The sequence below is a fragment of the Mesocryomonas fontinalis genome, assembly GCF_055730125.2.
Genome location: NZ_JBUZWG020000006.1, coordinates 232,593 through 255,565 on the forward strand (window position 1 = coordinate 232,593; position 22,973 = coordinate 255,565).

The 22,973-nt window shown below is 69.2% G+C and carries 16 protein-coding genes; 7 read left to right on the forward strand and 9 right to left on the reverse strand.

The genetic code is table 11. The annotated features are described in order from the left end of the window. Window positions 1–126 precede the first annotated feature (126 nt). The 6 genes from ACZL02_RS16325 to ACZL02_RS16350 all read left to right on the forward strand — a co-directional run bounded on the left by ACZL02_RS16325 (window position 127) and on the right by ACZL02_RS16350 (window position 5,022). Complete coding sequence (locus ACZL02_RS16325; RefSeq protein WP_472939315.1) at window positions 127–879, forward strand: SDR family NAD(P)-dependent oxidoreductase; 753 nt, start codon at window positions 127–129, stop codon at window positions 877–879. Between the two features lie 149 nt (window positions 880–1,028). Then, window positions 1,029–1,307 (forward strand): CopG family ribbon-helix-helix protein, encoded by a 279-nt coding sequence (locus tag ACZL02_RS16330; protein ID WP_472939316.1) that lies wholly within the window; start codon window positions 1,029–1,031, stop codon window positions 1,305–1,307. Next, window positions 1,304–1,609 (forward strand): type II toxin-antitoxin system RelE/ParE family toxin, encoded by a 306-nt coding sequence (locus tag ACZL02_RS16335; RefSeq protein WP_472939317.1) that lies wholly within the window; start codon window positions 1,304–1,306, stop codon window positions 1,607–1,609. Before ACZL02_RS16330 ends, ACZL02_RS16335 begins: the two co-directional genes overlap by 4 nt. Before the next feature lie 119 nt (window positions 1,610–1,728). Beyond that, window positions 1,729–2,562: a tryptophan synthase subunit alpha gene (trpA, locus tag ACZL02_RS16340; RefSeq protein WP_472939318.1), complete on the forward strand. Its 834-nt coding sequence runs from the start codon at window positions 1,729–1,731 to the stop codon at window positions 2,560–2,562. A 96-nt stretch (window positions 2,563–2,658) separates the two neighbouring features. Beyond that, window positions 2,659–3,567, forward strand: coding sequence for an acetyl-CoA carboxylase, carboxyltransferase subunit beta (accD, locus tag ACZL02_RS16345; protein WP_472939319.1), 909 nt, complete (start codon window positions 2,659–2,661; stop codon window positions 3,565–3,567). A 120-nt stretch (window positions 3,568–3,687) separates the two neighbouring features. Further along, on the forward strand, window positions 3,688–5,022 hold the full coding sequence (locus ACZL02_RS16350) for a bifunctional folylpolyglutamate synthase/dihydrofolate synthase (protein ID WP_472939320.1): 1,335 nt from the start codon (window positions 3,688–3,690) through the stop codon (window positions 5,020–5,022). A gap of 449 nt (window positions 5,023–5,471) precedes the next feature. On the opposite strand, the gene trxA is transcribed toward ACZL02_RS16350, so the two are convergent. From trxA to ahcY, 9 genes are all read right to left on the reverse strand, one after another. After that, window positions 5,472–5,795 (reverse strand): thioredoxin, encoded by a 324-nt coding sequence (trxA, locus tag ACZL02_RS16355; RefSeq protein WP_472934341.1) that lies wholly within the window; start codon window positions 5,793–5,795, stop codon window positions 5,472–5,474. A gap of 56 nt (window positions 5,796–5,851) precedes the next feature. Next, window positions 5,852–9,595 carry a double-strand break repair helicase AddA gene (addA, locus tag ACZL02_RS16360; protein ID WP_472939321.1) on the reverse strand — a complete coding sequence of 1,248 codons (3,744 nt, stop codon included), beginning with the start codon at window positions 9,593–9,595 and terminating at the stop codon, window positions 5,852–5,854. Then, window positions 9,592–12,831, reverse strand: coding sequence for a double-strand break repair protein AddB (gene addB, locus ACZL02_RS16365; RefSeq protein WP_472939322.1), 3,240 nt, complete (start codon window positions 12,829–12,831; stop codon window positions 9,592–9,594). The genes addA and addB overlap by 4 nt, the downstream gene beginning before the upstream one ends. A gap of 82 nt (window positions 12,832–12,913) precedes the next feature. Then, entirely contained in the window at window positions 12,914–13,204 is a 291-nt protein-coding gene (locus ACZL02_RS16370) for a type II toxin-antitoxin system RelE/ParE family toxin (protein ID WP_472939323.1), read from the reverse strand. Beyond that, the gene (locus ACZL02_RS16375; RefSeq protein WP_472939324.1) at window positions 13,197–13,409 is read right to left on the reverse strand and encodes a hypothetical protein; all 213 of its coding nucleotides are present in this window, start codon (window positions 13,407–13,409) and stop codon (window positions 13,197–13,199) included. The genes ACZL02_RS16370 and ACZL02_RS16375 overlap by 8 nt, the downstream gene beginning before the upstream one ends. An 83-nt stretch (window positions 13,410–13,492) precedes the next feature. Next, a complete protein-coding gene (locus ACZL02_RS16380; RefSeq protein WP_472939325.1) occupies window positions 13,493–14,239 on the reverse strand; it encodes a nucleotidyltransferase family protein in 747 nt (248 codons plus the stop codon). Between the two features lie 17 nt (window positions 14,240–14,256). Beyond that, window positions 14,257–15,780 (reverse strand): tRNA (adenosine(37)-N6)-threonylcarbamoyltransferase complex ATPase subunit type 1 TsaE, encoded by a 1,524-nt coding sequence (gene tsaE, locus ACZL02_RS16385; RefSeq protein ID WP_472939326.1) that lies wholly within the window; start codon window positions 15,778–15,780, stop codon window positions 14,257–14,259. Beyond that, window positions 15,780–18,281, reverse strand: a complete 2,502-nt coding sequence (locus ACZL02_RS16390; protein ID WP_472939327.1) for a PAS domain-containing sensor histidine kinase — start codon at window positions 18,279–18,281, stop codon at window positions 15,780–15,782. Before ACZL02_RS16390 ends, tsaE begins: the two co-directional genes overlap by 1 nt. Before the next feature lie 280 nt (window positions 18,282–18,561). Further along, the gene (gene ahcY / locus ACZL02_RS16395; protein WP_472939328.1) at window positions 18,562–19,962 is read right to left on the reverse strand and encodes an adenosylhomocysteinase; all 1,401 of its coding nucleotides are present in this window, start codon (window positions 19,960–19,962) and stop codon (window positions 18,562–18,564) included. 285 nt (window positions 19,963–20,247) lie between these two features. Here ahcY and ACZL02_RS16400 point away from each other — a divergent pair, with 285 nt between their 5' ends. After that, the gene (locus ACZL02_RS16400) at window positions 20,248–21,981 is read left to right on the forward strand and encodes an aq_1923 C-terminal domain (protein WP_472939329.1); all 1,734 of its coding nucleotides are present in this window, start codon (window positions 20,248–20,250) and stop codon (window positions 21,979–21,981) included. Window positions 21,982–22,973 lie beyond the last annotated feature (992 nt).

The following is a 22,973-nucleotide window of genomic DNA, read 5'->3' on the forward strand; positions in this document are numbered from 1 at the left end:
ACCAGGCCCGACGTGAACGACCGTTGTGAACGACCTCGGTCGTTGTGAACGCCCGAGCCGTTGTAAACGACCGGGTCGTTGTGAACGCCCGACAAGACAGCGGCAGGGGCCGCGGACGAGGATCTGATGAGCGAAGCCACCGATACCCGCAAGACCCTCGTCCTCACCGGCGCCTCGCGGGGCATCGGCCACGCCACCGTCAAGCGCTTCTCGCGCGAGGGCTGGCGGGTGATCACCTGCTCGCGCCAGCCGTTCGCCGAGGATTGCCCCTGGCCGGCCGGCGCCGAGGATCACATCCAGGTCGACCTGTCAGATCCCGAGGACATCGGCTTCGCCATTTCCGAGATCCGTCGCCGGCTCGAGGCCAACGGCTCCAGCCTCTCGGCGCTGGTCAACAATGCCGCGATCTCGCCGAAAGGCGACAGCGGCTCCAGGCTCGATTCCATCCAGACGCCGATGCACATGTGGCGCGACGTGTTCCAGGTGAACTTCTTCGCGCCGATCATGCTGGCGCGCGGCCTGTTCAAGGAGCTGTCGAAGGCGCAAGGCTCGATCGTCTCGGTCACCTCGATCGCCGGCGGCCGCGTCCACCCCTTCGCCGGCACCGCTTATGCGACCTCGAAGGCGGCGCTGGCCTCGCTAACCCGCGAGATGGCCGCCGACTTCGGCCCGGCCGGCATCCGCGTCAACGCCATCGCCCCCGGCGAGATCGACACGGCCATCCTGTCGCCGGGCACCGAGAAGATGATCGAGAACATCCCGCTCCGCCGCCTCGGCCAGACCTCGGAAGTCGCCGACATCATCTACTTCCTCTGCTCCAACCAGGCGAGCTACGTCACTGGCTCGGAAATCCATATCAACGGCGGCCAGCACGTCTGAGGCGGGCGCCGGCTGGCTTCTGACCCGGTATCCGTTCCGGCTTGCTGTCCCCAAGGACTGCCGTCTTGACCCGTAGGGTCGCCGGGACGATGAATAATGTGATTGGAATGCTGCAGCCTCGGATTGCTGCACACGCAAGGGCGGGGACGATGGGAAAGTCTGCGATCCTGATCGACGATGCCGTCAAGGACGCCCTGGAAAAACAGGCGGCCTTCGAGGACGATTCCTCCTCGGCCATCGCGGAGAAGGCGATCGGTGCTTACGTTCGCGCCGGTGACGCCAAGCGTCTGGCGGTTGCCCAGGCGCTCGAGGAGGCAGATGCCGGTGTCTTTGTCTCGGGCGAGGCGGTCGATCGCTGGATCGCTTCCTGGGGGACCGACGCCGAATTGACGATGCCGGCAGCAGACGTTTTCATCGCGCCCAAGTGAAGCTGGTCTTTCTGCCCCGTGCAGCGGCAGACCTCGACTGGTTTCGACGCTATTACGATGATGTTTTTCCAGACGGCAGGCGTCGCTCGTACGAGCGTTTCGCCAAGACCGTGAGCGCGCTTGCCGAGATGCCCCGCCTTGGACGTCCAATCGCAAGTGCAGGAGCCTTCGCCGGGGTTCGAGAGTACGCCATCGCCGGTCTGCCCTCTTCGTTCATCTACCGCATCGTCGATGACCGGATCGAAATTCTGCGGCTGTGGGATCAGCGTGCAGAACGCGCGGACAACTGGATCGACCCTTAAAGGGGTAAGGCCATGCGGTTTTCGGACGTCTACCCCGACCGCAGAACACGCCAGGCTTTGACGCAGGCCCTGCGAAAATGCCAAGAGACGTTGCTGCCGATCCCGACCGAAAGCCCGTCATGACCCAACGCATCGCCGACCGGTTCAAAACCCTTGCCGCCGAAGGCCGTCCGGCGCTGGTGACCTTCCTGATGGCGGGCGATCCGGATGGCGAGACGGCGTTCGAGATCATGCAGGGGCTGCCGGCGGCCGGCGCCGACCTGATCGAGCTCGGCATGCCGTTCTCCGATCCGATGGCCGACGGGCCGGCGATCCAGAAGGCCGGGCTCCGCGCGCTGCAGGGCGGCGAGACGCTCCGGAAGACGCTGGCGACCGTCGCCCGCTTCCGGCAAGGCGACACCGCGACGCCGGTGATCCTGATGGGCTATTTCAACCCGATCTACATCTACGGCGTCGAGGCCTTCGTCGAGGCGGCGCTGGAAGCCGGCGTCGACGGGCTGATCGTCGTCGACCTGCCGCCGGAGATGGACGACGAGCTCTGCCTGCCGGCCTTGGCCAAGGGCCTCGCCTTCATCCGGCTCGCCACGCCGACCACAGACGACAAGCGTCTGCCGGCGGTGCTGAAGAACACCTCGGGCTTCGTCTACTACGTCTCGATCAACGGCATCACCGGCGCGGCCGCGCCCGACGCCGGCAAGGTCGGCGCGGCGGTGGCGCGGATCAAGCGCCACACCGACCTGCCGGTCTGCGTCGGCTTCGGCATCCGCACGCCCGAGCAGGCGCACGCCATCGGCCACAGCGCCGACGGCGCCGTCGTCGGCTCGGCGCTGGTCGCGGCGCTCGAGAATTCGCTGGAGAATGGCGTTGCCACGCCCGCAACGAAGGAGGCGGTGCTGCAGCTGGTGCGGGCGCTCGCCGGGGGCGTTCGAAGCCCAAGCCTTGCCGAGGCCTGAATTTAAGGCCATGTGAGGCCGAGGAAATGCCGGAAAATCGCCGCAGGAGCCCCGAAGGGGGCCGCGCGACCTTGCCCAGCCGAACGGGATAAGACCTTGAACTGGATCACAAACTACGTCCGCCCGAAGATCACCAGCCTTCTGACCCGCTCGGAAGTGCCGGAAAACCTCTGGATCAAGTGCCCAGAGACCGGCGAGATGGTGTTCCACAAGGACCTCGAGGCCAACCAGTGGGTGATCCCCGCCTCCGGCCATCACATGCGCATCTCGGCCAAGGAGCGGCTGAAATCTTTCTTCGACGACGGCGCCTTCGAGGCGATCGAGCTGAAGAAGGTCGCGGTCGATCCGCTGAAGTTTCGTGACGAGCGGCGCTACACCGACCGGCTGAAGGACAGCCGTACCAAGACCGGCCTGGAGGATTCCATCCTCGTCGCCACCGGCGCCATCGAGACGCTGCCGATCGTCGCCGCCGTGCAGGACTTTGCCTTCATGGGCGGCTCGCTCGGCCTTGCCGCCGGCGAGGCGATCGTCACCGCCGCCGAGACCGCGGTCGCCCAGCAACGGCCGCTGGTGCTGTTCGCGGCTTCGGGCGGCGCGCGCATGCAGGAAGGCATCCTGTCGCTGATGCAGCTGCCGCGCACCACGGTCGCGGTCGAGATGGTCAAGGAGGCGGGGCTTCCCTACATCGTCGTCCTCACCAACCCGACCACCGGCGGCGTCACCGCCTCCTATGCCATGCTCGGCGACGTCCACATCGCCGAGCCCGGCGCGCTGATCGGCTTTGCGGGCCAGCGGGTGATCGAGCAGACCATCCGCGAGAAGCTGCCGGAAGGTTTTCAGCGCGCGGAGTATCTGATGGACCATGGCATGGTCGACATGGTCATCCACCGGCACGAGCTGAAGAAGACCATCGCGACGCTCCTGAAGGTGCTGACCAAGGCGCCGGCAGCCCTGGTTGCGGCCGTCGACACGGCGCCGAGCGAAATGAACGTCGAGGCCGCCTGACCGGACCAGGCGGAGAGGCCGCCTGACCGGACCGGGCGGAGACGCAACAGCCGACGGCCCAATTGCCAGACGGCGGCCGTCGCCGCCGCTCACCCTCCGCGCCGGAACAAGCAGGCGACCATGACCTTCGAAAACCTCGCCAATGCCGAGATCGAACGCCTGATGCTGAAGCATCCGAAGGGCTTCGACCTCGCCCTGGAGCGCATTCGCCGCCTCCTGTCGGCGCTGGGCGATCCGCAGCAGCGGATGCCGAAGACGATTCACGTCGCCGGCACCAACGGCAAGGGTTCGGTCGTCGCCTTCTCGCGCGCCATCCTCGAAGCATCAGGGCTCGCCGTCCACGCCCACACCTCGCCGCATCTGGTGAACTGGCACGAGCGCTACCGTCTCGGCGTCGCCGGCGGCCGCGGCCGGCTGGTCGAGGACGCGGTGCTCGCCGACGCCATCGCGAGGGTGGCGACGGCGAACGACGACCAGCCGATCACCGTCTTCGAGATCCTTACCGCCGTCACCTTCCTGCTCTTTGCCGAGCATCCCGCGGATGCCGTGCTGCTCGAGGTCGGCCTCGGCGGACGGTTCGACGCGACGAACGTCATCGACAGCCCCGTCGCCACCGTCATCAGCTCGATCTCGCTCGACCACCAGGCGTTTCTCGGCGACCGCGTCGAGCTGATCGCCGCCGAGAAGGCCGGCATCATCAAGCGCGGCGTTCCGGTGATCATCGGCCAGCAGAGCGAGGCGGTGGCGGTCGACGTGATCAAGTCGGTCGCCGCCCGCGCCGGTGCGCCGGTCTGGCTCTACGGCGAGGATTTCTTCGCCTTCGAGGAGCACGGAAGGCTGGTCTACCAGGACGAGCGCGGGCTGCTCGACCTGCCGATGCCGCGCCTCTCCGGCCGGCACCAGCTGTCGAACGCGGCGACCGCCATCGCCGCCGTGCGCCGTGCCGGCTTCGACCCGAGCGAGCAGGCGATCGAGAAGGGGCTGCTCTCGGCCGAATGGCCCGGCCGGCTGCAGCGCATCACCACCGGGCCGCTGGCCGAGGCGGCGTTTCCGGGCACCGAGATCTGGCTCGACGGCGGGCATAATCCGGGCGCCGGCCTCGTCATCGCCGAGGCCATCGCCGACATGGAGGACAAGACGCAGCGGCCGCTCTTCCTCATCGTCGGCATGATCAACACCAAGGACCCGCTCGGCTTCTTCGCGGCTTTTTCCGGCATGGCGCGGCACGTCTTCACCGTGCCCGTCGCCCATTCCGATGCGGCGATCGACCCCGACACGCTGGCCGACGCCGCCATCGAGGCCGGCCTCGACGCCGAGCCCTGCAACAGCGTCGAAGAGGCCATCCGCCTCGTCTGCACCGGCTGGTCCAACGCTCCCGCGCCGCGGTTCTTGATCTGCGGCTCGCTGTATCTGGTCGGGGAAGTGCTGGCGCTGAGCGGGTTGGCGCCGGCGTAGGCGGGCGGGTTGCGGCATTAGGTGCGGTCGCGCCGCCCGACCCCGCTAGGCGGAGGCGTATCAGGACTGAGCTACTTCATACTCTCGACGCTCGTCATCCCGGACTTGATCTGGGATGACGAAACGGAAAGGAAGCGATCCGCCTCGTCTTCCGCGGGCTCCGAGGCTCGCAGGCTCGTCATCCTCGGGGCGCTAGCCCCGGGGACCCATGCCAAGCCGTTGTCAGATCGCACTCCGTTTGACCTTCCCGGCTAAACCGAACTGCCACGACACCGCAAGAGGCATGGGTCCCCGGCCTGCGGCCGAGGATGACGACTTCTGGCGTCAGCATCTGCACACCATGCTGCCTTGCCCTTGGCGAAAGGCACGCAACTTTCACCCAACAAAAAACCCGGGCGCGAGACCCGGGTTTGATTCACGTGAAACATGCAGGCTGAACCGCGCCTCTATCAGGCCGCGGAGGCGGTCTTGATCCAGTCGAGGAGCTTCGACTTGGCGGCGGCGCCGACCTGGACGGAGGCGGGTTCGCCGTTCTTGAAGAGCATCAGCGTCGGGATCGAGCGGACGCCGAACTGCGCGGCGATGTCCGGGTTCTCGTCGATGTTAAGCTTCACGATGTCGACGCTGTCGAGCTCGTCCGAGATTTCCTCGAGGCTCGGGCCGATCATCTTGCAGGGGCCGCACCACTCGGCCCAGAAGTCGACGACCACCGGGCGCGAGGCCTCCAGGACGTCGGACTTGAAGTTGCTGCTGTCGATCTTCTTGGTGGCCATGAAAGGCTCCTCACGGTGGTGTCAGAACTGATAGCTATGGGGCCGGATCGGGTAAATCAAGCGACGTCCGGCAATGCTTGACGGTCTGTTCCCGTTCCTGCCGCCGTTCCCGCGACGGCGGTGCGGCGCTGCATCGCCGCATCCATTGCTGCGGCGGGAACGTCGATGAGGACCGGGGACTCGGTGAACAGGAGGCCGGCGCGGATCTCGGCGCCGGGATAGAGCGGCGCGAGCAGGCTGCGGTAGAGCGCGAGCTGCAGGATATAAGCCGGCGGCACCGCATCGAGCGAGGCCGGCGGCGGCCGGTTGGTCTTGTAGTCGATGATGTGGACGACGCCGTCCGCCACCGCCAGCCGGTCGATCGTGCCGGTGACGGCATAGCGGCGTTGACGGGGCGAGCCGGGCTGTCCGGGTAAGGCGGACTCGCCGGGCGCGCCGGGCGAGCTAAGCTCACCGGGTGAGCTGAGCTCACCGGGCGAGCTGGGCTCACCGGGCTCGCCGAACACCAGCGTGCCGGAGACCGCGACCTCGGCGCGGCTGCCGGCCGCGAAGAGCGGCGCGAAGGCGGGGTCCGAGAGGACGGCGAGCACCGACAGGACGATCGCATCGCGCTCGCGCGGCGAAAAGTCCGGGGCGGCCTGGACGAGGTAGCGGTGCGCGGCGGCGGCGTGGTCGTCGCTCGCGAGATCCGGCAGGACCTGCAGCAGCCGGTGGATGACGAGGCCGCGCCGGATCGCGAAGGACGGCGCCGCGCCGCCCGTCAGGACCGGCGAGACGTAGCCGGTGGCAGGTGCGAGGGCTGGGGTGTCGTCGGTCTCCAGCCGGTGCGCCTCGCCGGCGGAGGAGGGCGAGAGCGGGCGCGGCGCGAGCGCTTCGGGCGGCAGTGGCGAGAGGTCGATCGGCCGCGGCGCCAAGGCCTCGGCGATCTCCGCTGTGCGCTTGCCGCCCGGCGCGATGCCGCCATGGCGCCAGGCGGTGACCGTGCCGCCGGCATCGCGGATCTCTTCCGACCCCGGCCGCAATGCCGCCTCGACGCGCTGCAGCCAGCTCTCCTCATGCGGGCCTCGGGTGCCGGCGGTGCCGCAGACGACCAGGCGGTCGGCGGCGCGGGTCAGGCCGACATAGAGGAGGCGCCGGTATTCCTCGCCGGCCAGCCGCTTCTCCTCTTCCTTCAGCGCCAGCACATCGCCGTTCTCCAGCGACTTGTCGGCGCGCCAGAGGAAGCCCGGCGCCTGTCCGGGGAAAAGGCCGGGCATGTCCGGCCAGGCGATCAGCCGGGCGCCGTGCGCGTGGCTGAAGGGCGCCGAGCCCGGGTCGACCAGGAACACCACCGGCGCCTCGAGCCCCTTGGAGGCGTGCGTGGTCATGATCCGCACCTCGCTCTTGCCATGCTCCATCTCGCGCTTGATCTCCGGCGGCGAGGCCGCGAGATCGGCGAGGAAGGCGTCGAGGCCGGGCTGGCCGGCCTCTTCCTCGGCGAGTGCGAGGTCGAGGAAGGCGTCGATCACCTCGCCGGCATCGCGCCCGAGCCGGGCGGTCAGCGCCGCGCGGCCGCCCTCGGGGCCGAGCAGGCGGGCGTAGAAGGCGAAGACGCTCTCGAAGCCGGCGCGGTCGCGCAGCGTCTCCAGCCGGGCGAAGGCGGCGCGCGCCTTGGCGAGGAAGGCCTCGGCCCCGGCGTCGGCGATGACGTCGGGCACCCTGGCGAGGCCGTCCGGCCCGGCGAGGCGGCGAAGGCCGAGATACAGCGGCTCGGCCGAGTCGCGCGAAAGGGCCAGCCCCATCAGCTCGTCGTCGGAAAAGCCGAAAAGCGGGCTCTTCAGGACGGCGGCGAGCGACAGTTCGTCCTCGGCATTGGCGACGGTGCGCCCGAGCGCCATCAGGTCCTGGATGGCGATGTGGTCGGTGATCACCAGCCGGTCGGCGCCGGCGACGGGAATGCCGGCATCGCGCAGCGCCTTGCCCATCGCCTCGACGAAGCCCGAACGCTTGCGCAGGAGCACCAGCACGTCGCCGGCGCCGATCGGCCGGGTGACGCCCTTCACCGTCACCGGGTCGCCCAGCCAGTCGGCAATCGTTGCGGCGATGCGGCGGGCGAGGCGGTTCGACGGCGAGGATTGCGGCTGCACGTCGACCGCCCGCAGCCAGTCGTCGGGTTCAAGGCTCGGCTCGGCCTGCACCACCGGCCAGACCTCGACGAGGCCCGGCTCCTCGCCGCGCGCCGAGGCATGCACCGGCGCCTCGTCGCCGGACGAGAGGCCGACGCGGTTGGCGGGGTCGGCGAAGACCCGGTCGACGGCGGCCAGCACCGCGGCGGCCGAGCGGAAGGACTGGTGCAGCTGCACCTCGGCGAAGGCCTGCTGCGCCGCCAGTGCCCGCGCGCCGAGCCGCCGCCGCTCCTCGGCGAACATCGCCGGCGACGCCCCCTGGAACGAGTAGATCGACTGCTTCTCGTCGCCGACCGCAAAGACCGTGCGCAGCACGTTGCGGGCGGAAGGTCCGGTGAAGAACTCCTCGACCAGCAAGCGCATCACCTGCCATTGCCGCGGGCTGGTATCCTGCGCCTCGTCGATCAGCACGTGGTCGATGCCCTGGTCGAGCTTGAAATGCACCCAGTCCGAGGCTTCCGAGCGCGACAGGAGGTCGGCGGTGCGCACGATGAGGTCCTCGAAGTCGAGCCGGCCGCGGCGCCGCTTGAGGCTCGCATAATCCGCCTCCAGCCGGTCGGCGATGACCAGCGCTGCAGCGCTCGCTTCGGCCAGCCGCAGCGTGGTCAGCCGGTCGTCGAGGTCGACGATGTGCTCGACGAGGAGGGCCAGGCGCTCGGCGAAGTCCGGGACCTTGTCCGTCACCGCCTTGGTGGCGACGCTCGCGGGCTTCAGCGGGTCGCCGTCCTTCTTCAGACAGATCGCCTTCAGCGCGGCGAGATGCGCCACCGGTGTCTCGGCGGCCTCGAGATCGGCGAGCTTTTGGACGAGCTTCTGGTCGGTCGCCTTGCTGCTCGCCATCGCCAGCACCGACAGTTCCTCGCGAAAGGACTGCTCGAAGCCCGGCGCATCGCCGGCGGCGGCGAGGAGGCTGTCGGCACTCTCGTCGCGCCGGGTGCCGAGGGCGGCATAGAGCCGGTCGATCGCCGGATCGACGCCGCCGGCCTCGGTGATGTGCCGGCGGATGCCATCGCGCTTCGAGACGATCTCAGAGATCAGCTGGTCCAGCCCGAACTCGCCGCCGACCGAGAGCGCCGTCGCGAAAGCCTCGCCAAGGCGCCGGCGCTCCTCCGCGGTGTGATCCCCTGCGCCGGTGATCAGGAGCCGCCGCGCCTCGGCGAGCAGCAGCGCACTGGTCGGCCCGTCCATCACCTCGAAATGGCCGGGGACGTTCGCCTCCAGCGGGAACTGGTGCAGGATCGCCTCGCAGAAGGCGTGGATGGTCTGGATCTTCAGCCCGCCCGGCGTCTCCAAGGCTTCCGCGAAGAGTTTGCGCGCGTCGGCGATTTCGGCGTCCGAGGGCGGGCGGCCGACGAGGCGCGTCAGCTCGCGGGCAAGCGCATCGCGCGGCGCCGTCGCCCAGCCGGACAGGCGCTGGAAGACGCGGTTCGACATCTCGGCGGCCGCCGCCTTGGTGTAGGTCAGGCAGAGGATCTTCGACGGCGGCGCCTTGGCCAGCAGCAGCCGGACGACCCGCTCGGTCAGCACATGCGTCTTGCCCGAGCCGGCATTGGCGGCGACGAAGACCGAGCTGACGGGATCGGAGGCGTGGCGCTGCGCCTCCTCGGTGCGCGGCGAGACCTGGAAGGCGGTCATTCGGCATCCTCTGCAAGCTCGGTACCGCCGTCGGCGCCGACCGACCATTCGCGGGCGCGGGCGAGATGGTCGTAGGGGCCGGAGAAGTCGCCGGCGAGGAAGGGCCGCGGCCGCGAGACGAAGCCGCGACCGGGATCCTGATAGGCGGCGACCAGCCCGCGGAAGCGCAGCAGCGCCTCGTCCGACAGGCTGTCGCCGGTGGTCTCGGTGCCCGTGGCGCGGTCGGTGTGGCGGAGGCTCTCCTGGTAGAACTCGCGCTCGCGCAAGCGGACATAGAGGAGATCGGAGACCGAGAGCACCGGGCCTTGCGTCGCCTCGAAGGCGCCCAGCCGCGCCATCGCGCCCTCCAGCGGCAATTGCGGCGCGAGGAGGGTGCGGGCCTGCTTCACCGAGGGGCTGGTGCCGGTCTTGAAGTCGATGATCTCGATCGAGCCGTCCTCCATCACGTCGATGCGGTCGGCAAAGCCCGAGAGCGTGGTGTCGATGTCCTCGAAGGTCACCCGCCCGCGCGCTTCCTCGAACCGCCGGACGACGCGCGGCGCGCGGCCCCGTTCCCAGACGATGTAGTTCGCAGCCAGCGCCAGCATGCGCGGCCACCAGATCGCCTCGGTCTCGGGCGGCAGCGATTCCGCCAGGAATTTTTCCTCGGCGATCTCGATCAACCGGGCCTCGGCCTCCGGGTCGGCGGGGTCGATCTGCCGGAAGACGAACTCGGCGAGGATCGCGTGGTAGAGATTGCCGCGGTCGGCAGCGCCGGGATCGCGCATCAGCTCGGGCATTGGCTCCAGTCGCAGGATCTTGCGGGCGTGGATGGCATAGGGGTCGCGGATCAGCGTCTCGACCTCGGTGATCGAGTAGCGGCGCGGCCGGGCGGCGAGCGGCGGCTTCGGCTCGGGGCGCTGCACCCGCTCCACCTCGGTGACGCCATCGAGGCGGCGGGCGTGCTGGAGATAGGCTGTGCCCTCCGCGCGCAGCCGCGCCGCGCCGTCCGGGCCCGCCAGCGTCAAGAGGCGCTGCACCCAGCGCGAGGCGATGGCGGGCGCGCCGCCGGCCCGCTGGGCGCGGGTCAGCACCACGCGCCGCGCGCCCATCGCCATGGTGAAATCGTGCGCGGCAAGGCCGATCCGCCGCTCCGGCGGGTCGAGCGCGATCTCCGCCCGCATCAGGCGCGAGAGGAAGGCGTCGGACGTCGCGCGCGACGGCCAGGTGCCCTCGTTGAGGCCGCCGAGCACCATGGTGTCGACATGCTGAAGCCGCGCTTCCAGCGTGCCCCAGACGAAGGCGCGCGCCGAAAGGCCGCCGCGGGGCCGCACCGATTCGCCGGCCATCAGCGCCGCCATCACGTCCGGCAGTTCCGAGGGCGCGAAGTCGAAGCCGGTGGCGGGGCACGCGACGAGGCCCGACAGGAAGGCGACGAGGCTGGAGCCCGCCTCCTCGCGGTAGAGCTCGGAGGCATCGCCCTCGGGATCGGCAGCGAGTGCCTCCAGCGCCTCGGTCAACGCCCGCGCGAAGACGCCGATCTCGGCCGGCGCCTTGCCGCGCAAAGCGGTCAGCGGCTTCAGCGCTGCCTCGAGCCGGAGGGCGAGGGTCTCGGCGAGGTCCCGGTCCTCGTCCGGCACCAGCCGCACGGGCCGCGCAACGCGGGCGTTTTCGGTCTCGATCGCCGTGCGGGCATCGGTGAACAGTTTTGCCATGCTGGCGGCATCGGCGAAGCCGACGGTGCCGCGCAGCGCGATCAGCTCGATCGCGCGGGCGGCGCGCCGGGCGGCACCAGGCTTCTGCCCGAGCCGCAGCAGCGGGTGCTTCAGGAGGCCGACGAGGGCAATCGGGTCGCCCGGCTGCAGCGCCACCGCGACGGCGAGCGAGAGCAGCGTGCCGGGCGGCGTCGCGCCGAGCGGGCGGCCGGCGGAATCATTGGCCTCGATGCCGAAGCGCCGGAGCTCCGCGACGACGCGGCGGGCGAGGCTCCGGTCGGGCGTCGTCAGCGCGACGGTGGTGTTCTCCGCCGACAGGGCGTCGCGCATGGCGCAGGCGATCGCCAACGCCTCCTCGCGCTCGTCGACCGCCTCGACCAGCGCGATGCCGTCGAGAGCTTCGGGCGGATGGCGGGTGGTGTCCTCGCCGAGGTGGTCTGTGGTGTCGGTTACCGACCAGAGGTCCGTGGTCTCGATCACTGACCCCTGGTCTGTGGTATCGATCACTGGCCTCTGGTCGGTAGCTTTGATCACCGACCAGAGGTCCGTGGTCTCGGCGGGGCGCAGCGCGTCGGACACGAAAGCCTCGCGCAGCGCCAGCTTGTCGCCGTCGGCGGGGGCGATGTGGTCGACCGCGTCGCGCGGCACCAGGAGTCCGGCCAGGATGCGCTTCAGGCCGTATTGCGGATGGCCGGGCGCGGTGCCGGACGTCCCCGGGGCGGCGCCGAGCCGGATCGCGTCGAAGCCACGGTCCTCCAGGTGCCGGTCGAGGCCGGGCAGGACGACGGCGCCGTTCGAAAGGTTGGCGATAGCGCGCATCAAGGCGATGGTCGCCGGCGCGGCGGCGGTCGAGCCGGCGAGGATCACCGGTCCGGCGGAGCCCTCAAGGGTGAGGCGCTCGGCCTCGCGCCGCAGCCAGTCGTTGCGCGCGCCGGCCTCGTCGACGACGCCGCGCTGGCGCAGGATCTCCGGCCAATGCTCGGTGAGGATGTTGAGAAAGGTCAGCGTCAGCTGCCACCAGTGCGCCAGCCGGTCCGGGGCGAGCGCCGAAAGCCCGGCAAGGCTGGTGCTCTCGTTCTCGGCCTCGTCGAGCAGGCTGCAGAGATCGGCGGCGAGCCAGAGCGCATCCGAGGCCGAAGCCGGCAGCACCACGTCCTCGCCGTCAAGCACCCGCAGCGCGTCGGCATTGAGGCTCGCCTTCCACTGCCGGACGAAGCGCGCAACCAGCATGCGCCGCTCCAGGGCGCCGATGGTGGGCAGAAGGCCCGCCGCCTCCGGCGTCTCGAACAGCGCGCCCGGACCTTCCTCGCCGATCAGCCGGATCGCCGGCAGAATCGCCGCGCGGCCGCCGAGCGCGCGCACGAATTCGGTGGCGAGCGTGCGCGCGGCGCGCCGCGTCGGCACGTAGATGGTGATGCCGGCCAGCGCCAGCGGATCGTCCGTCGGCGCCGCGCCGCCGAGCACGCGCCCGTCGAGCACCGCCTCCGCCAGCGTCTTCAGGAAGGGCAGGCCCGGGGCGATCGACAGGAGATTGGCTGACATGGGCTGAGCCTACAGCCTTGCCGTGCGATTCGCAGCAGGGGCGGCGGCGGGGCGCTGCATGTCGAGCGGCCAGAAGCCCGGTCTAACCCTCGAACCGATCCGGCCACCGGCGCGCGGCATGAAAGATCGCCAGGACCTCGATCCGCTGTCGCACGCGGTATGCCACGATATACGCGATTGCGGGCACGACAAGCTCGCGGGTGCTCGGATCGCGTCCGACCCGCCCCAGTTGGGGATGTGCGGCCAAGGAAGCGACGCTTCTGGCGATGCGCGTCACCAGGTTTGCGGCGGCACGGGGATTGTCGTGAGCGATGAAGGCGCCGATGTCGTCAAGATCCTGGAGGGCATCCTCCGTCCAGATCAGCTCATGCATTCCGGCTGTATTTTTGCACCACGGCCGCAACCGCCTCGGGCGTCGCGAAGCGACCCTCGTCCGCAGCCTTCAGCCCGGCGCGGATCTTGTCCGCCTGCCACGCCAAGACCTCTTCCGAGGCGGCGAGCGTTTCGAGGGCCGCGTCGCGGGAGATGTCTGCGGCGTCGGCCGTCGATGGCGTCCTGATCATGCTGGAGAATGTCACGAGGGACCTCGGCCGATCAAGCCCGTCACCGAGCCTCTTTCGTACAGTTAGCTATGCCGCGCCGCTCAAGGCGTTGATGCCGCCTAAGCCGCACTCGCACTCGCGCTGGCCATGAACGTCGCCTCGGCCTCGGCGATGGCGCCGGGGGTGCCGACGGTCAGCCAGAGACCGTCGAGGCGGGTGCCGAACAGGCGGTCGGCCTCGATCGCCTGGTCGAAGATGCGGTTGAGCGAGAACTTCTCCTCCATCATCCCGGCAAAGGAGGAGGGCTTCAGGATCGCCGCACCGGCATAGATGAAGGGCGACATGTCGCGCTCGCCGACGCGGGCGAGGCGCCCCTCGACGTCCATGGTGAAGTCGCCCTTGCCGTCATAGCCGGTGGCCTGGCGCATGTCGGCGATCAGCAGCGACACGTCCATGCGGGCGGGGTCCCAGAGGTCGGTCATCAGGTCGAGGTTGTCGCGGTAGCCGTCGATCCAGAACGTGTCGGAATTGACGACGAAGAACGGGTCCTCGCCGATCAGCGGCAGCGCGCGCACGATGCCGCCGCCGGATTCCAGCAGCGTATCGGTCTCGTCGGAGATGACGATCTCCATGTCCTTGCGGCGGCGAAGGTGCGCCCGCATGAGGTCGGCGAGGTAGTGGACGTTGACGACGACCTTCTCGACGCCGTTGCGGGCGAGCGCATCGAGGCCGTAGTCGATGAGGGCGCGGCCGCGGATCTCGACCAGCGGCTTCGGGATGGTCGAGGTGATCGGCCGCATGCGTTTGCCGAGGCCGGCGGCGAGCACCATGGCGGTCTTCGGGCGGAACTTGTCGCGTGGCGTCATGGTCTGGCCTTTGTCGGTCAGCGGGACCGCGGCGAACGGCCGACGATGCCCCATTCCTGGTAGAGATGGCGGAGCGCCGCGAGCGAGGGATGCCCGAGCGTCCTGTCTAGATAGGTCTTAAGCCGCGGTATGTGACGCAGATATTGCGGTTTTCCGTCGCGTTCGTCGAGACGCACGAAAATGCCGAGAATTTTCGATGCCCGCTGGGCCGCCATGATGGCATAGGCCCGCTCGAAGCCTTCCTGGTCGAACGGTCCTTGCGCCTGGCGCGCCGCGACATAGGACGCGGTCAGCCGCATCTCCAGTTCCGGCGCGATGTCGACGCGCGCATCCTGCGCCAGCGAGGCGAGGTCGTAGGCGGAAGGGCCGATCATCGCATCCTGGAAGTCGATGAGGCCGATCCGGTCGGTGCCGGTCCTGTCGCCGCGCCAGATGATGTTGGGCGAGTGCACGTCGCGCAGGAGAAGGCTCGGCTCGGCGTCGCGCAGGAGGTCGAAGAGATCGCGCCACACCGCGACATAGTCGGCCCGCTCGGCCTCGGTCGGCGGCGTGCCGCGGCTGCGCTTCACGTACCAGTCGAGCAGCAGCTCGGTCTCGATGGCCATCGCGCCGCGGTCGAAGTCGGGGACGTGGTGGACGATGCCGTCCGCCGCCGGCATGGCGGGATCCCAGGTCCGGGCGTGGAGGGCGGCGAGCGTCAGCGCGGTCGCCTCGTAGCGTTCGGCGATCGGCCGGCCCTCGCCGTCGAGCGGGGTGTCGTCGCCGAGATGCTCCAGGAGGACGAAGCCGGCGTCGAGGTCGCAGGCGTAGACCTCGGGCGCGGTGAAGCCGTTGGCCCTCAGGGCGCGGGCGATGGCGACGAAGGGCGTGACGTCCTCGGAGATGTGGGCGATGCGGGCATAGGTCAGGCCGTTCCGAACCGGCAGCCCCTGGCTGACGCGTGGCGCGTCCATCAGGATGGCGGTCGTGCCGGCGCGCTGCACGGTCTCGTAGCGGCGTGCCGAGGCGTCGCCGAAGAAGCGGCGGCGGCTGTCGGCGGGCGGCATCTGCGCATCGAGGAAGGCCGTGAGGGCGAGGCTGCGCCGGACCCGCGCCATGGTCGCCGCGGTGCCCGAGAGCGAAGCAATCCGGCCCTCGCCCGCAGTCTCCAGCCGCACGTGCAGTGTTGCCCGCGCCAGCACCTCGCCGGCGCGCTCCGGCCATTCGCAGAGGACGATGCCGGTCTCGGCGGCCTCGCCGAAGCCGAGCTCGTCGAGCTCTGAACCATCGGCGAGCCGGTAGAGGTCGAAATGCGCGATCGGCGGGTCCGTCTCGTAGACCTGCACCAGCGTGTAGGTCGGCGAGGGCACTTCGATGTCCGCATCGTCGGCAGCCGTGCGGATCATCGCGCGTGCCAACGTCGACTTGCCGGCGCCGAGGTCGCCGAACAGCGCCACGACATCGCCGGCACGGAGCGCCAGGATCAGCGCCTCGCCGAGCTTTTTCGTCGTGGCCTCGTCGGGCAGCGACAGCGTCACGAGGGTGTCGGTCGCAGCATCCATCATTCGGCCGCCAGATCGATGGCCCGGTCGGCGACGGGGAAGCGGCAGATCACCGTGGTGCCGCCGTTCTCGGAGGATTCGATGTCGATCGAGCCCTTGTGCAGCTCGAGGAAGCTCTTGACGATCGACAGGCCGAGGCCGGCGCCGGAGCTGCGGCCGCCGACGGGATCGGACTCGAAGCGCTCGAAGATCCGGGCGATCTGGTCGGGCGCGATGCCCGGGCCCTCGTCGCGCACCAGGAAGGCGACGGCGCCGGGCTCGCGCACCGCCTTGAGGCCGATGGTCGAGCCGGCCGGCGCGAAGTTGGCAGCGTTCGACAGGAGGTTGAAGAGGATCTGGGTAACCCGGTGCTCGTCGGCGCGCAGCGTCGTCCCGGCGCCGGCGACGTCCACCAGGATCTTGATGTCGTTCTCCTTCAGCCGGTCGCGGATCGCCTCGGCGGCCTTCTCCGCGGTCTCGGCAATGTCGACGTCGGTCATCTCGAGATCCATCGTCCCCGCGTCGATCGAGGCAAGGTCGAGAATGTCGTTGACGATGGTCATCAGCGAGGCCGTCGAGACCGAGATGTAGTCGAGATACTCGCTCTGGCGCGCGGTCAGCGGGCCGGTCTCGGTCGAGCGCAGCAGCGCGGAGAAGCCGATGATGTTGGTCAGCGGCGAGCGCAGCTCGTAGTTCACGTGCTTGACGAAGTCGGTCTTGATGCGGTCGGCGACCTCCAGCGCGTCGTTGCGCTCGCGCAGCATCAGCTCGGCCCGGCGGGCGTCGGAGATGTCGGCGAAGGTCAGCATGGTCTGGCCGTTCGGCAGCGGCACGATGCCGTAGCTGGCGACGCGGCCGTCGGCGAAGACGAACTCGCCGGCGGTGGCCGTGCGCGCGCCCTCGTCGAAGGCGGTGACCGCCTGGCAGAATTCCGGCCAGCCGACGCCGTCCTCGCCTTCCTCGGCGCGGCGGATCGGCGTCGAGGTAGTCTTCGACAGCGTCTTGATGTGCGGCTTGGCGGAAAGAAACTCGTCGGAGAGGCCCCAGAGCTCGCCGAAAGCCGGGTTCGACAGGCGCAGCTTGCCGTCCTGGCCGAACACCGCCACCGCCTCGTTGAGGAAGTCGAGCGTCTCGCCCTGCAGGCGGACCAGCGCGTTGAGCCGGCTTTCCAGCTCGAGCTTCTCGGTAAGGTCCTCGAACACCCAGGTCGCGCCGCCTTGCGGCTGGGGGCTGGCGAAGATGCGCAGCGTGCGGCCATCGGCGAGGTGCCAGAGCAGCTCGGTCGGCTCGGTCGCGCGGTAGGCGGCCATGATCTCGGCCTTGACGTCGCGCAGCGGCCGGTCTTCCGGCAAGGTCCCACGCGAGCGCAGCTGGTCCATCATTGCGACATGATCGGGCGCGGTGTCGAGATAGGTGCCGGCGAGGTCGAACAGTCGCTGGAAGGCCGAGTTGTAGTAGATCAGCTGGGTCTTGTCGTCGAAGCGGGCGACCGCCGTGGTCAGGTGGTCCAGCGTCTCGGAATGGCTCTTGATCGTCTGCTTCAGCTCCATCCGGACCGCCTCGGTCTCGGAGATGTCGGTGGCGACACCGGCCGAGCCGAGCGGCCCCGCAGCATCCACCACGCTGAAATTGCGCCGGTCGGCGTCGACGACGGTCGAGATGCGGTCGGCGAAGACGCCCTTCGATTCCACCGCCGCGGCGATGGCGCCCCGGTCGGTCTCGGTCAGGAACTCGATTTGGCGGTCGACCGCGTCGGCGACGCCGGTGGCATCGACCGCGCCGGCATAGGCGCGGTTCACCCAGACCAGCCGCCGCTCGCGGTCGCGCAGCCAGACCGGCATGTCCAGCGCATCGCAGAGCCGTTGCATGGTCTCGATGGTGGCGATCACCCGGGCATGCTCGACCTGCAGCCGGGTCAGCTCCTCGCGCACCCCGAACAGCGGCGTGAAGCGGACGACCGCGAGGGCACCGTGGGTACGGCCGACCGCCTCGACCGGCTGGCCCTCGCTGTCGGCGAGCGTCATCTTGAAGGCTTCCGCCTTGCCCTTCAGCCGTTCGATCGCCGCGTCGAGCCGCACCGCGGTCTCGCGCGGCAGCCAGTCGGTGAAGGCGAGGAAGCGGCGGGTGTCGGCGGGGGCGCCGGTGGCGGCGGGCAAAGTGCCGAGGACTTCGGGCTGGCCGTTGCCGGCATAGATGACGACGCGCTGGTCGTCGCCGGCGAGCAGCGCCGCCCGCTTGTCGGCCTCAAAACTCCGTTCGGCCAGCGCGGCGCGAAGCGTGCCGTTCTCGGCGATGACCAGCGAGCGCTGCCGGATCAGCCAGACGGCGATCAGCATGGCCGCCCCGACCGAGAGCGCGAACAGCGCGAGGTAGAGGATGTCGTTCGGCGCCACCGCGATGCCGAGGCTCTCCTCCATGCTCTGCGCCCGGGCGGCAGTCGCGCTCAGCGCCAGGCCCACGGCCGCGCCGAGGCCGCAGCCGCCGCGCGAAAGCGGCAGCCGCGCCCGACAGGGCGCAGCCATGCCCGTGCGGGACGTCTGTCGCCCGGCGTCCGCGGCAGGTCCTGAGCGGGTCAATCGCATGATCGAAGGCATACCCTCGTCCTTCGCAGTCGCATTGGAATGGGAGGGGCCGTGGCCCCGTCGCTGCGGGCGGCGTCCCTTCCGGTCCCCAGCGATTCGAGCAACCTAACCCCAACGCGAATCCGGGCAAAGCTTACGAAGGCGTTGACACGTAAAAAGAAAGGCCGCCGGGAGGGTTGCTCGCCGGCGGCCTTTCTGAATCGCGGGGTGTCGGCGTGTTCTAGTAGCGGTAGTGCTCGGCCTTGAACGGGCCTTGCGGCGTGACGCCGATATAGGCGGCCTGTTCGGCGCTGAGCTCGGTGAGGTTGGCGCCGAGCTTGGCGAGGTGCAGGCGGGCGACCTTCTCGTCGAGGTGCTTCGGCAGCACGTAGACCTCGTTGCCGTACTTCTCGGCCTTGGTGAACAGCTCGATCTGCGCCAGCGTCTGGTTGGTGAACGAGGCCGACATCACGAAGGACGGGTGGCCGGTGGCGTTGCCGAGGTTCAAGAGGCGACCCTCGGACAGCAGCAGGATGCGCTTGCCGTCGGGGAAGTGGATCATGTCCACCTGCGGCTTGATGTTCGTCCACTTCATGTTGCGCAGCGAGAGCACTTCGATCTCGTTGTCGAAATGGCCGATATTGCCGAGGATCACCATGTCCTTCATCAGGCGCATGGTGGCGAGCGTCACCACGTCCTTGTTGCCGGTGGTGGTGATGATGATGTCGGCGGTCGGCGCGGCGTCCTCGAGGCGGACGACCTCGAAGCCGTCCATGGCCGCCTGCAGCGCGCAGATCGGGTCGACTTCCGTCACCTTGACGCGGGCGCCGGCGCCCTGGAGCGAGGCGGCCGAGCCCTTGCCGACGTCGCCATAGCCGCAGACGATCGCGACCTTGCCGGCCATCATCACGTCGGTGGCGCGGCGGATACCGTCGACCAGAGACTCCTTGCAGCCGTACTTGTTGTCGAACTTCGACTTGGTGACACTGTCGTTGACGTTGATCGCCGGGAACGGCAGCAGGCCCTTCTTCTGCAGCTGGTACAGCCGGTTGACGCCGGTCGTGGTCTCCTCGGTGACGCCCTTGATGGCGTCGCGCTGCTTGGTGAAGAAGCCGGGGCTCGCCGCCATGCGCTTCTTGATCTGGGCGACGAAGATCTCTTCTTCCTCGTTGCCGGGGCTGGACAAGACGTCCTCGCCGGCCTCGGCGCGGGCGCCGGTGAGGATGTACATCGTGGCGTCGCCGCCATCGTCGAGGATCATGTTGGTGAGACCGCCATCGGTCCACTGGAAGATCCGATCGGTGTAGTCCCAGTATTCGGTGAGGCTCTCGCCCTTGACGGCGAAGACCGGGGTGCCGGTCGCGGCGATCGCGGCGGCGGCGTGGTCCTGCGTCGAGAAGATGTTGCAGGAGGCCCAGCGGACCTCGGCGCCGAGCGCCTGCAGCGTCTCGATCAGCACGGCGGTCTGGATCGTCATGTGCAGCGAGCCGGTGATGCGCGCGCCGGTCAGCGGCTTGTCCGAACCGAACTCCTCGCGGCAGGACATCAGGCCCGGCATCTCGGTCTCGGCGATCTCGATTTCCTTGCGGCCCCACGAGGCGAGCTCGGGATCCCTGATGACGTAGTCCTGGGCGAATGCCATGGGATAGTCCTTTCGAAAGTGAAGTGAGGGAGGGCGTCTGCCCTCTGCGTGTCTAAGAGAAGTGAGAGAGGGCGTTGACCCTCTGGGTGCCGTGAATGGGGGGAGGGGCGCGGGCCTCCAATGCGCGGCCGTCGGGGGCCGTGGCGTCCGCCATGGTGTACCAGCCGCCCCAGATCGACACAAGCGGATATAAGCATTTCTTTATATGGTATCCTGAACCAATCCCTTTCACGCCATCGGAAAAGTCGGCTATCGTCGCCGCCACCGCTGCCCGGAGATCCACGAATGTCCCGTCCGACCCATCGCGCCCTTCGCCACCTGGCGCTCTCCGGCTGCTGCGCCGCAGCGCTCGTCCTCGGGCAGGCGCCGGCGCGCGCCCAAGGTGCGGGTGTCGATGCGCTCGGCGCGATGGCGCCGCTGGCCGGCCTTGCGGGCGCGCCGGACCTCAGCTTCTCGCAATGGCTGCTGCCCTATGCCCCGATGATCTTCGACGTCGTCGTCACTTTCGGCCGCAGCGCCGCGGTGATCACCTACCAGTCGCGCGGCTACGATCCGGTCACCCGCGACTTCGTCGTCTCCGGCCTGAAGATCGGGCGAGCGGGCGTCGACGTCGCCGTCGACCGGATTCGGATCAACGCCGAGAACCAGCTCTACGAGGGCATCTCGATCGACACGCGCGCGATCCCGATGGACGCCGAGGCGCGCGATACGCTGAAGAAGCTGGATTCCGAGATCATCCGCGGCGACATCGTCGCGTCCGTCGATGCCGATGTCGGCTCGGCCACCTACGATGTCGACGTCGAGGCGAAGTTCCGCAACATCGGCGCCTTGAGCCTTGCCGCCAAGGTCGAGGGGTTTCACGTGCTGGTGCCGCTGGATGAGGTCGCCGCGGACCTCGAGGGCGCGCCGATGACCGATGGCGAGATGCCCGCCGTGCCGGTGCCGGTGCCGGCGAGCGACGCGCCGGTGGTCGTCGGCAAGCTCCACCGCGCGACGCTGCGCTACGACGATGCGGGCCTCACCGCCGTCGGCTTCGGGATCGCCGCCGAGGCGCAGAACCTCACGGCCGGCCAGCTGCAGGGGGCGATCGCCACCATGCTGACGCCGATGATCTCCAGCCTGTTCCAGGACATGCCGGGCGGTGCCAGTCCGGCACTGATGCAGCGGGCGGTCGGCTGGTCCGGCGCGCTGCAGACCTATCTCGCCAAGCCCGAGCACATCGAGATCCGCTTCCAGCCGGAGGTGCCTTTCGACCTCGGCCGGATCAAGCCGGGCGTGCAGCTCGACGAGGCGATGATCCTCGCCCTCAACCCGTCGGTTTCGGCCGAGGCGAGCGAGAGAACGGCGCTGGTCGATCCGGCATCGGGCCAGGCCGCCGGCACCGCATCGGGCCTTGCCGACATGCCGCTGGCCCGGCGGCTGGTCGAGGGCGTCGGCCTTCCGCAGGACGTCCGCCGCGGCGTCGCGCTGGCGCTGTCCGACATCGCCGCCGGCAAGCCGGAAGCCTCGGCCATCGTGGTGCGGGGCATCGTGCTCGATCCGGATTCTGCGGTGACGCCGGACAGCGCCGCCTCGTCCTACGTGCTGCTGCTGCTGGCCAAGGCGCAAGGCGAGGCCGTGCCCGACGCGATTCTGGGTGCCGTCCGCGCCAGGCTGACGCCGGAGCAGGTCGCCGCCGGCGAGCAGGCGGCGCTGTCGCAGTGGCAGGCCGGCGCCGGCGCCGAGCAAGTGACGCAGGAGACCTCGGTGATCGCGGCCCGCGACTGGAGCGGCCTCCGCAACCTCGCCTTCGACTACTACGAGGGCGCCGGCGTGCCGCGCAACCTGACGCGCGCCTACGCCTTCGCCAGCGTGGCAGCGGCCGGCGGCGACCGGCTCGCCACGACGCTCCGCAACGACCTCCTCACCGGCCTGCGCGAAAAGCGCCTGGCCTTCTCCCCCACCGCCGCCCGCAGCGATGCCGACACGATGTGGCAGGCGATCCTTGCCGCCGGCGGGGCGGCGAAGCCGGCGCAGTAAGGAGCGCTTGTTCCGGGGCTGAAAGGGCTCGGGCGCCGCCAGCGGTCGCCAAGCCGAAGGTCATAAGCGCCTAACGTTTCGTCATCCTCGCGCGTCAGCGCGGGGACCCATGCCGAGGCGGGGGAGACGAGTTCGTAAAGGGAGATGGCCGCAGGTTTTCAGAACAGGCGGTTATGGAAGCGGAGAGGCATGGGTCCCCGCGCTATGCGCGAGGATGACGAGCGTCGGAGGTTTGCGCGTTTGAACAGCGGGTGATCGCTGAGCCTTCGCTCGGCCAAGTCGCTTAGTTGTAGAATGCGCTTGTTCCGGGGCCCAGAAGGCTAAGCTCCCACGAGCCGTCTCCAAGCTGAAGGTCGTAAGCGCCTAACGCTCGTCATCCTCGCGCGTCAGCGCGGGGACCCATGCCGAGGCGGGGAAGCCAGGTTCGTAAAGGGAGGTGGCCGGCGGTTTGTAGCCGTAGCGGTTATGGAAGCGGAGAGGCATGGGTCCCCGCGCGAGGCGCGAGGATGACGAGCGTCGGAGGTTTGCGCGTTTGAACAGCGGGTGATCGCTGAGCCTTCGCGCGGCCAAGTCGCTTAGTTGTAGAATGCGCTTGTTCCGGGGCCCAGAAGGCTCAGCTCCCACGAGCCGTCTCCAAGCTAAGGCCGTAAGCGCCTAACGCTCGTCATCCTCGCGCGTCAGCGCGGGGACCCATGCCGAGGCGTGGGAGCCAGGTTCGTAGAAGGAGGTGGCCGGCGGTTTGTAGCCGTAGCGGTATGGAAGCGGAGAGGCATGGGTCCCCGCGCGATGCGCGAGGATGACGAGTGTCGGAGGTTTGTGCGTTTGAACAGCGGGTGATCGCCGCGCCTTCGCGCGGCCAAGTCGCTTAGTTGTAGAATGCGCTCGTTCCGGGGCCCAGAAGGCTCAGCTCCCACAAGCCGTCTCCAAGCCGGAGGTCGTAAGCGCCTAACGTTTCGTCATCCTCGCGCGTCAGCGCGGGGATCCATGCCGAG

Excerpts from the sequence above, each read along its gene's own strand:
- ACZL02_RS16325 (WP_472939315.1), top strand. The coding sequence starts at position 127 with ATGAGCGAAGCCACCGATACCCGCAAGACCCTCGTCCTCACCGGCGCC.
- ACZL02_RS16330 (WP_472939316.1), top strand. The coding sequence starts at position 1,029 with ATGGGAAAGTCTGCGATCCTGATCGACGATGCCGTCAAGGACGCCCTG.
- trpA (WP_472939318.1), top strand. The coding sequence starts at position 1,729 with ATGACCCAACGCATCGCCGACCGGTTCAAAACCCTTGCCGCCGAAGGC.
- ACZL02_RS16350 (WP_472939320.1), top strand. The coding sequence starts at position 3,688 with ATGACCTTCGAAAACCTCGCCAATGCCGAGATCGAACGCCTGATGCTG.
- trxA (WP_472934341.1), bottom strand. The coding sequence starts at position 5,795 with ATGGCCACCAAGAAGATCGACAGCAGCAACTTCAAGTCCGACGTCCTG.
- addA (WP_472939321.1), bottom strand. The coding sequence starts at position 9,595 with ATGACCGCCTTCCAGGTCTCGCCGCGCACCGAGGAGGCGCAGCGCCAC.
- addB (WP_472939322.1), bottom strand. The coding sequence starts at position 12,831 with ATGTCAGCCAATCTCCTGTCGATCGCCCCGGGCCTGCCCTTCCTGAAG.
- ACZL02_RS16370 (WP_472939323.1), bottom strand. The coding sequence starts at position 13,204 with ATGCATGAGCTGATCTGGACGGAGGATGCCCTCCAGGATCTTGACGAC.
- ACZL02_RS16380 (WP_472939325.1), bottom strand. The coding sequence starts at position 14,239 with ATGACGCCACGCGACAAGTTCCGCCCGAAGACCGCCATGGTGCTCGCC.
- tsaE (WP_472939326.1), bottom strand. The coding sequence starts at position 15,780 with ATGGATGCTGCGACCGACACCCTCGTGACGCTGTCGCTGCCCGACGAG.
- ACZL02_RS16390 (WP_472939327.1), bottom strand. The coding sequence starts at position 18,281 with ATGGCTGCGCCCTGTCGGGCGCGGCTGCCGCTTTCGCGCGGCGGCTGC.
- ahcY (WP_472939328.1), bottom strand. The coding sequence starts at position 19,962 with ATGGCATTCGCCCAGGACTACGTCATCAGGGATCCCGAGCTCGCCTCG.
- ACZL02_RS16400 (WP_472939329.1), top strand. The coding sequence starts at position 20,248 with ATGTCCCGTCCGACCCATCGCGCCCTTCGCCACCTGGCGCTCTCCGGC.